An 8,693-nucleotide genomic window follows, 5' to 3' on the forward strand; every position below is an offset into this window, starting at 1 on the left:
TCCGCTGACCGGCAAGAAGGGCGCGAAGCTCGATCGCGTGCGCGTCTTCGCCAACAGCCATTACGTGACGCCCGGCCCGACGATGAAACAGGCGATGGAGGCGATCAAACGCGAGCTCGAGGTGCGGCTGAAGGAATTGCAGGACGCCGGGATGCTCCTGGAGGCGCAGCGACTCGAGCAGCGAACCAATTTCGATCTGGAGATGATCGCGGCGACGGGAAGCTGCGCCGGCATCGAGAATTACAGCCGCTTCCTCACCGGCCGTCTCCCCGGCGAACCGCCGCCGACGCTGTTCGAATATCTGCCCGACAATGCCTTGCTCTTCGTCGACGAGAGCCACCAGACGATCCCGCAGGTCGGCGCGATGGCGCGTGGCGACCATCGGCGCAAGCTGACCTTGGCGGAGTATGGCTTCCGCCTGCCGAGCTGTATCGACAACCGGCCCCTGCGCTTCAACGAATGGGACGCGATGCGCCCGCAGACCGTCTGCGTCAGCGCAACGCCCGGCCCCTGGGAGATGGAGCAGACGGGCGGCGTGTTCAGTGAACAGGTGATCCGGCCGACGGGCCTCACCGATCCGCCAGTTCTCATCCGCCCGGTCGAGGAGCAGGTCGACGACTGCATCAACGAATGCCGCGAGACCGCGAAAAAGGGCTATCGCACGCTCGTCACGACGCTGACCAAGCGCATGGCTGAAGACCTGACCGAGTTCATGCACGAGGCGGGATTGCGCGTCCGCTATATGCACAGCGATGTCGAGACGCTCGAACGCATCGAGCTGATCCGCGATCTCAGGCTCGGCGTCTATGATGTGCTGGTCGGCATCAACCTGCTGCGCGAAGGCCTCGACATTCCCGAATGCGGGCTGGTCTGCATCCTCGACGCCGATAAGGAGGGCTTCCTGCGCAGCGAGACGAGTCTCGTCCAGACGATCGGTCGCGCGGCGCGCAATGTCGAAGGCCGCGTGATCCTCTACGCCGACCGCATCACCGGTTCGATGGAACGCGCGATCGCCGAAACCGACCGCCGCCGCGAAAAGCAGCTCGAATATAACGCCGAGCATGGCATCACGCCGAAGACGATCCAGAAGAATATCGCTGATATCGTCGCGCATACGGCGTCGAGGGACCAGGTCACCGTCGATACGGGCGACGAGGAGGTCAATAATCTCGTCGGCCACAACCTGCGCGCCTATATTGAGGACCTCGAAAAACGCATGCGCGCGGCCGCGGCGGACCTGGAGTTCGAAGAGGCCGGCCGCCTCCGCGACGAGATTCGCCGGCTGGAAAGCGAAGAGCTGGGCCTGCCCGCAGACGAGCAGGTGGCGCGACCCAAGGGCCGGGCGACGGAGGGACGGCCGGGCACGCGAAAGCTGCGCTACGGCAAGACGCAGCGGAAGATGCGATAGGCTGTGCCGCCGATTTGATCGAAGTCATTTTCGCCCGCGCGTCTCTTGGGTTAGACTGCTTCTAAACGCGCATAGGAGAGTCGCCCATGGCCCGCACCCCAGATCTCGATCCCGAAGGTACCCGCCTGCCTATTAAATTCGACGGCACGTCGAACGGGGAATTTTTCCCGCGGCCGCCGACCGTGAACCAGCATCATGCGAACCGGATCGCCCATGAGACGGCGACGGAAAACGCGAAGAAGCTCGGCATGGGACGGCGGGCGTTTCTCGTTTCCTCGATGGGCGCGGCGGCAACGCTGGCGGCGTGCAACCGGGCCAATCCGGGTTCGGGCGGCCATTACGCCGTGGCGCAGGAAGCGGCTTTCGAACCGGCGGCAGCCGATGCGGCGGTCGGCGGCGAGGAATTCATCTTCGACGTGCAGACCCATTGCGTCGACCCTTCCGCCGCCTGGGCGACGGGACGCGACGGGCAGATCTGGGAACAGGCGCTCTCCCGCGCCTTCGGCCAGTCCACCCAGTGCACGGACGGCAGCTATGACTGCTATTCGGCGCAGACGCTGGCCCGCGAAGTCTATCTCGACAGCGATACCGATGTCGCCGTCGTCTCCGCGCTCTGGGGCACGGCGGACAGCAACCCGACGCCGATCGAATATGCCGCCGAAGCGCGCGGCATTATCGAGCAGATCGGCGGGGACGGGGCGCGCTGCCTGATCCATGGCGGCGTGCTGCCCAACGACCCCGGCGAGCTAGAGGCGATGGACGAAAAGGCCGAAGTGCACGGCGTCGACGCCTGGAAAATGTATCCGCAATGGGGACCGGACGCCGAGGGCTTTTTCCTCGACGAAAGCGACTATGCGGACCGGACCTTTGATAACGCCCGCCGGCTCGGCAAGACGATCATCGCCGTGCACAAGGGCATCACCCTGTTCGGCCTCGATCCGCTCTATTCGAGCCCGCGTGACATGGGCAATGCGGCGGTGAACAATCCCGACCTCACCTTCCTCGTCTATCATTCGGGGTTCCAGCCCGGCGTGACCGAGAGCGCCTATGATCCGAACGGCGGCGGCGTCGACCGGCTGATCAAGGCGCATCGCGATGCGGGGCTCCGGCCGAACGAGGGCAATCTCTATGCCGAGATGGGCTCGCTCTGGCGCTATTTCATGGGCCGGCCGGACGAGGCCGCGCATGTCATGGGCAAGCTGCTCGGAACCTTTGGCGAGGAGCGGATCATCTGGGGCACGGACTCGATCTGGTATGGCAGCCCGCAGGATCAAATTCAGTCATTCCGCGCGTTCGAGATATCGGAGGAATATCAGGAACGCTTCGGCTATCCGGCGCTGACAGCGGAGGCGAAGCGCAAGATCTTCGGCCTCAATGGCGCGGCCGTCTACGGCCTCGATCTCGGCGAAGTGGCGGCGGACAGCACTCTGCTTGAGCGCCGCGCAGACTATCGCGCGAATCCCAATCCGAGCTTTGCGACCTATGGCCCGAAAACGCGGCGCGAGTTCATGGCGAACTGGGCGGCGCATGGCGGGCGGCCGGGGTAGAGGGAGCCCTCTGTCAGACCTTCGGCTTCGCCTCAGGCGCGGCACCAGTCCGCTCCCCCTCCCGACCTCCCACAGAGTACAATGAATGGGAGGTCGGGAGGGGGAGCGGGCTGGTGCGGCGATTTCCCGAAAGGGAAATTCTGACAAAAAGGGCGGCGGAACCGAAGCCCCGCCGCCCTTTCGGCAAACAAAATCGGAGCGATTACGCCTCTTCGAGGTTCGTCGCCGCCATCTTGCCGTTGCGGCTCTCTTCGAGCTCATAGGATACGCGCTGGTTTTCCTTGAGCGTCGTCATGCCCGCGGCCTGGACGGCGGTCATATGAACGAAGGCGTCGTTGCCGCCCTCTTCGGGTTCGATAAAGCCATAGCCCTTTTGTTCGTTGAAAAATTTCACTGTGCCAATCGGCATATTCCTATTCCCTATATTGGGCCGCCCCCGCCACGCGGGCAGCGGTAATGAGCCCCATCCGAACGCCGGATGCGGCCTGCGTCTGCATGCTGATGTATTGAGGGAATAGAGGGCGCCGCGCGCCTTAGTCCGTCGCCACGTGCGACATCGGCAGTGAGGCGCGTATAAGGCCGCGGAAGATAAAGGGCAAATGAAAGCGGTCGGACGCCTTTCCCCCTCTCGCCGCCATGGTGCCACACAACGCCAAATGCTCGTGCCGGACCATCCCTCTTCGCTTGATATCGGGCCGTTTCCACCCCATTGATGGGGAAAGAGATTCCCTTGGGAGAATTCCGTGCGTCCGATCCTGTTTCTTGTCCTGCCAGCCCTCGCTCTATCCGCCTGCGCGCGTACCGAAACACCCGAAGAGGCGCGTGCCGCGGCGCAGGCCGCGCAGGCCGAATATGAGCGGCTGGCCGCAGAGGCGCGCGCCGAAAGCGGCGAAGAGGAAGTGCTCTCCGGCACCTCGCCGGGGCAGATCGACACGAGCGGATCGGGCGATATCACGCCCGGCGTCTGGAGCGTCGTGACGGTAGACGACGAGCGCACCGCGCAGTTCGGCGTGGAGGGCGGATCGCCGATCGTGACGATCAATTGCGAGCTTGGCGGCGGGATCGATATCCGGCTGATCGGCATGCCGCCGCAGGGCGGATCGGGCACGGTCTATATCAGCACGCCCGAGGGCGGATCGACCTTTACCGCGTCCGAAGCGACCGGCGATGTCGCCGCCGCCTATATCTCGGTGCCCGCGGCCGATCCGTTTATCGGCCGGCTCATCGGCGGCAACGGGCCCTACTCCATCCGGCTCGGCGGCGACCAGCGGGTCACCATCCCGGCCGACGACGTGCTCACGAGCATCGTCAGTGCCTGCGACCGGCGCGATGCGTCGGCAGAAGCGGCCGAGCTCGACGCGGCCGTACCGTCCATCAACGGCGTGGAGCCGGCGGAATGAGCGCGCTCGGGTTCAACAGCCTGACGGCCGCGGCGACGATCTTCATCGCGCTCGGCGCCTGTTCTGCCGCCCCGGCGCCCGCGCCCGCCCAGAACGGCAGCGAAGCCGACTGGCGCGATATTCCGCTCGCGCCCGGTACCTGGGTCTATCGCGAGGACGAACGCGGTTCGCTCGCCCTTTATGGCGAGCCGAATGCCGAAGCTCTCTTCCTCGTGCGCTGCAATATGTCCGACCGGCGTATCGTTTTCTCGATGGCCGGGGAGATGACCGGCGGATCGGGGACGATGGCGTTCCAGGCGACCCATGGCGACACAAGCTATGCGGCGCAGAACGGATCGGGCGCGCAGCCCTATATCGTCGCCGCCACCGCCGCGTCGGACGACTATCTCGACAAGATCGCCTTCAGCCGTGGCCGGATCGCCATCACGGTCACCGGCCAGCCGGTCGTCGCCGTGCCGAACTGGCCGCAGATGACGCGCGTGTTCGAGGACTGCCGCGCCTGAAACCAGCCGTCGTTGCCGCAAATCTGTAATAATCGCGTGGCATGCGCGGCGCGTTCGGCAATCTGGAGTTCTGGCTGGAGTTTGGGACGATGAAAACGCACATTTTCGGCACGGCGACGCTCGCGCTAACCTTGGTGGCCTGTTCGGGTGATGCCGGCGACGAGGCGGCGGACGGGCCGCGCGCACTGGAGCTGACACCAGGCGCCTGGGCCGCCAATGCCGATCAGGCCAGCTATGCCGATGAGGACGGCAATCTCGTCGCGACCTTCCGCTGCGATGCCGACACGGCCGAGATCGTCCTCGAAATGGAGGGCGGCTTCGTTGAGGGCGCGCGCCCGGCAATGCTACTCAGAGCCGGCGATTTCATGCACGGCGTCGATCCTGTCGAAGTGCGCAACGGCGCGGAAGGTCCGGTGCGGATCGCGCCGATGCCGATCGCGGGGCCGCTCGCCAATACTATCATCGCATTTCCCGCGCCGCTGACGATCGAGGCCGATGGCACCGAAACGGTCATGGTGCAGACCGATGCCGTCCTGCAGGGCTATTTCGAAGAATGCGCGGTCGCGGCGGGCGGTGGCGCGGCACCGGACGGGGGCGATGTGGCGGCCGACGACGCGTAAAAAAAGCCGCGGGGCGACCCTCGCGGCGAGCAAAGGATGATCGCTCAAAAAAAATTCAAAAACAAGGGTTGATCCACGAGTCGCAATGATTCATTCCGGTAAATGAGTTCAACAATGCGAAAGGAGGTGATCCGATGTCTCATGGTTCAGTAGTGAGGTCGGTTCAGTCGTTTCGGAGGGTGCGGGGTTAAAAGTCTCGCGTAGATTCTCCGGCCGGCACTCCGGCCGCTGACCATGTCAAAGGGTTGCCGGGCACATAGCCCGGCAGCCTTTTTTCATTTTATCTGTCAGAACATTGCTGTTGCAATGTCGCCGCACCAGCCCTCTCCCCCTCCCGACCTCCCAAACAGGGTACACTCATGGTAGGTCGGGAGGGGGAGAGGGCTGGTGCCACGCCTAAGCGAAGCGAAGGCCTGACAAATAAAATGATCCTCAACTCGTGTCAGCGCTCGCCGAGTATTCCACCAAGCCGATCCGCTCGCGCATCATCCAGCGTCCCGTCAGCAGGATCGCCGCAACGCCGAGCCCGGCGGCGAGGCCGATCCAGATGCCGATGCCGTCCATGCCCGCATAGAAGCCGAGGCCGACCGCCACGCCGATACCGACGACCCAATAGCCGAAGCCGGCGAAGAGCATCGGCCAGCGCGTATCCTGCAGGCCGCGCAAGACGCCCGCGCCTACGGCCTGCACGCCGTCTGCGAGCTGGAACATCGCGGCGATGAACAGGAAGCTGACGGCGAGGTCGAACACCCGGCTGCCCGGGCCGACGCCCTCTTCCATGAACAGGCTGACCAGCGACCCGGGGACGAGGATCATTATCAGCGCCAGCAGCATCGCCGCGCCGACGCCCAGCCCATAGGCTACCTGCCCCGCGAGGCGGATGCCGTCCCGGTCTTCGCGACCATAGTAGAAGCCGACGCGCACCGTCGCGGCCTGAGAAAGGCCGAGCGGGATCATGAAGGCGAACGCCGCAATCTGCAGGGCGATCGCATGCGCCGCAACGGAATCCCGGTCGATCAGACCCATCAGGAAGATCGCCGCGCTGAAGATCGTCACTTCAAGCGTCAGCATGATTGCGATCGGCACGCCGAGCTTGGTGATATGCCAGAGCCGTGGCCAGTCGCTGCGCCAGAAATTGGCAAACAGGCGATAGCGGCGGAACGGTTTCAGCCCGGTGGTGACGACGATCATGCCGAGCATCAGCACTATGTTCGACATCACGCTCGCAATCGCGGCGCCCTCCAGCCCGAGCTCTGGAAACGGCCCGGGCCCGAAAATCAGCAGCCAGTCCGCAACGATATTGAAGCCGACGCCGATGACCGTGATTATCACGCCCCAGATCGGCCGCTCCAGCGCCGAGACATAGAGCCGCAGCACGAGAAAGATCAGGAAGGGCAGCATGCCCCACATCGCGATCCGGTTATAGGAGGCGGCGTCCGCGGAGATGCCGGGCTGCTGCCCGAAGAGCAGCATCACCGCCTCGGTATTCCAGATGATCAGCCAGATCGGCAGGCTGATCATTGCGGAGAGCCACATGGCCTGGCGCACCGTGCGCCGGGAATCGCGCACCGGATGGATGCGCTTGCCGCGCGCCGCCGCGATCAGCGGCGAGGCCGCCATGACGATCCCGACCGCGAACATGACGAGCGCGAAATAAAGGTTCACGCCAAGCGCAGATGCGGCCAGCGCGTTCACATCGTACCGGCCGAGCATGATGATGTCGGTGGTGTTGATCGCGTTTTGCGCGAAATTCCCGAGGATTAGCGGGAGGGCGAGCGCAAGGGTGGCGCGAATCTCCGCGCGCAGGGGCGTGCGATGGCCGTCAAGGGCGATCCTGGTAGCCATTTGGGCACGGTTAGAGGCGACTCACGCTGTTCATAGCGGCGCGCTGTGTACCGCGATTGCGGGACGGAGCGAAAGGGGGTGCGGGTATTGCGCAACAGTGGTGGCTGGAAAGTCACACTGGTCAGTGGCCGACGGGGACCGGCGGATGCTGTTCAGTAGGCCCGCGCCACCGCGAACTGCACGGCTTCGGTGAGCGCGGCCTTGGCCTGGCTCTTCGCGAAGGGCCCGAGCGCGTCGATCGCGCGCTGGCCGTAATGGCGCGCGCGCGCCATGGTGTCGGCAATAGTATCGTGATGGATCAGCAGGTCCTTGGCATGGGCGAGATCGGCATCGCTGACCCGGCGGCCCTCGATCGCGTCGCGCCAGAAGCGTTTCTCCTCGTCGCTGCCGCGCGCATAGGCGAGTATCACGGGCAGCGTGACCTTACCGTCGCGGAAATCGTCGCCGACATCCTTGCCCATCGTCTCTTCGTCCGAGACATAGTCGATCGCGTCGTCGACGAGCTGGAAGGCGATGCCGAGATTCCGGCCATAGGCGTCGAGCGCCTCTTCCACCTCCTCGTCGCGTTCGGCGACGACGGCGGCGATCCGGCAGGCCGCGGCGAACAGCGCGGCGGTCTTCGCGCCGATGATTTCGAGATAGCGATCCTCGCCGGTATCGATGCGGCGCTGCGCGGTAAGCTGGTTGACCTCGCCCTCGGCGATCACGGCCGACGCGCCCGAAAGGATGCGCAGCACCTTGAGGCTGCCATCCTCGACCATCAGCTCGAAGGAGCGCGAAAAGAGGAAATCGCCGACAAGCACGCTCGCCGGATTGCCCCAGATCACATTGGCCGTCTTCTTGCCGCGCCGCTGATCCGAGACATCGACGACATCGTCGTGCAGAAGCGTCGCGGTGTGGATGAACTCGACACAGGCGGCGAGCTTGTGATGCCGGTCACCCGGATAATCAAGCAGTTTCGCACAGGCGAGCGTCAGCATCGGCCGCATCCGCTTGCCGCCGCCCGCGATCAGATGCCCGGCAAGCTCCGGGATCAGCGGCACGTCGGAGCGCATGCGATCCAGAATGACATGATTGACGCGGTCCAGATCGGCCGAGACGAGGGCCATCATCGGGTCGAGCGAGGGCGGCGTATCGCCGCCGCGGATCGGAGTGACTGTGGCGCTCATTGCGGGACGGCTCTGGCTCGAATCCGGCGCGAAGGCAAGGGTAGGCCGGCCGCGCGCATACTTTGTCAGACTCGACTTAGTGGTCGGGCGCGGCACCGGCCCGCTCCCCCTCCCGGCCTCCCAACAGGGTACACTCAATGGGAGGTCGGGAGGGGGAGCGGGCCGGTGCGGCGATTTTCCGTCAGGAAAATTCTGACAAAC

The 8,693-nt window shown here is 64.7% G+C and carries 8 protein-coding genes; 5 read left to right on the forward strand and 3 right to left on the reverse strand.

Features of this window, described 5'->3' with window-relative positions:
- On the forward strand, positions 1–1,408 hold a 1,408-nt coding region (locus ACTS1Z_RS09120; protein WP_442624143.1), incomplete at its 5' end, for a helicase-related protein.
- Between the two features lie 86 nt (positions 1,409–1,494).
- Positions 1,495–2,955 (forward strand): amidohydrolase family protein, encoded by a 1,461-nt coding sequence (locus ACTS1Z_RS09125; RefSeq protein WP_442624144.1) that lies wholly within the window; start codon positions 1,495–1,497, stop codon positions 2,953–2,955.
- Between the two features lie 202 nt (positions 2,956–3,157).
- Here the strand turns inward: ACTS1Z_RS09125 and ACTS1Z_RS09130 are convergent, their stop codons facing one another.
- Positions 3,158–3,364 carry a cold-shock protein gene (locus tag ACTS1Z_RS09130; protein ID WP_442624145.1) on the reverse strand — a complete coding sequence of 69 codons (207 nt, stop codon included), beginning with the start codon at positions 3,362–3,364 and terminating at the stop codon, positions 3,158–3,160.
- Positions 3,365–3,698: 334 nt separating this feature from the next.
- On the opposite strand from ACTS1Z_RS09130, the gene ACTS1Z_RS09135 reads away from it, so the two are divergent.
- The 3 genes from ACTS1Z_RS09135 to ACTS1Z_RS09145 all read left to right on the forward strand — a co-directional run bounded on the left by ACTS1Z_RS09135 (position 3,699) and on the right by ACTS1Z_RS09145 (position 5,478).
- Positions 3,699–4,355, forward strand: a complete 657-nt coding sequence (locus ACTS1Z_RS09135) for a hypothetical protein (protein ID WP_442624146.1) — start codon at positions 3,699–3,701, stop codon at positions 4,353–4,355.
- The gene (locus ACTS1Z_RS09140; protein ID WP_442624147.1) at positions 4,352–4,858 is read left to right on the forward strand and encodes a hypothetical protein; all 507 of its coding nucleotides are present in this window, start codon (positions 4,352–4,354) and stop codon (positions 4,856–4,858) included. Before ACTS1Z_RS09135 ends, ACTS1Z_RS09140 begins: the two co-directional genes overlap by 4 nt.
- 89 nt (positions 4,859–4,947) lie before the next feature.
- Positions 4,948–5,478, forward strand: a complete 531-nt coding sequence (locus ACTS1Z_RS09145; RefSeq protein WP_442624148.1) for a hypothetical protein — start codon at positions 4,948–4,950, stop codon at positions 5,476–5,478.
- Positions 5,479–5,910: 432 nt separating this feature from the next.
- Here the strand turns inward: ACTS1Z_RS09145 and ACTS1Z_RS09150 are convergent, their stop codons facing one another.
- Complete coding sequence (locus ACTS1Z_RS09150) at positions 5,911–7,323, reverse strand: MATE family efflux transporter (protein WP_442624149.1); 1,413 nt, start codon at positions 7,321–7,323, stop codon at positions 5,911–5,913.
- Between the two features lie 152 nt (positions 7,324–7,475).
- Positions 7,476–8,492, reverse strand: a complete 1,017-nt coding sequence (locus ACTS1Z_RS09155) for a polyprenyl synthetase family protein (RefSeq protein ID WP_442624150.1) — start codon at positions 8,490–8,492, stop codon at positions 7,476–7,478.
- Positions 8,493–8,693: the final 201 nt, after the last annotated feature.

Origin of the sequence: Parasphingopyxis sp., assembly GCF_052168295.1 — a bacterium.
Lineage (GTDB): Bacteria > Pseudomonadota > Alphaproteobacteria > Sphingomonadales > Sphingomonadaceae > Parasphingopyxis.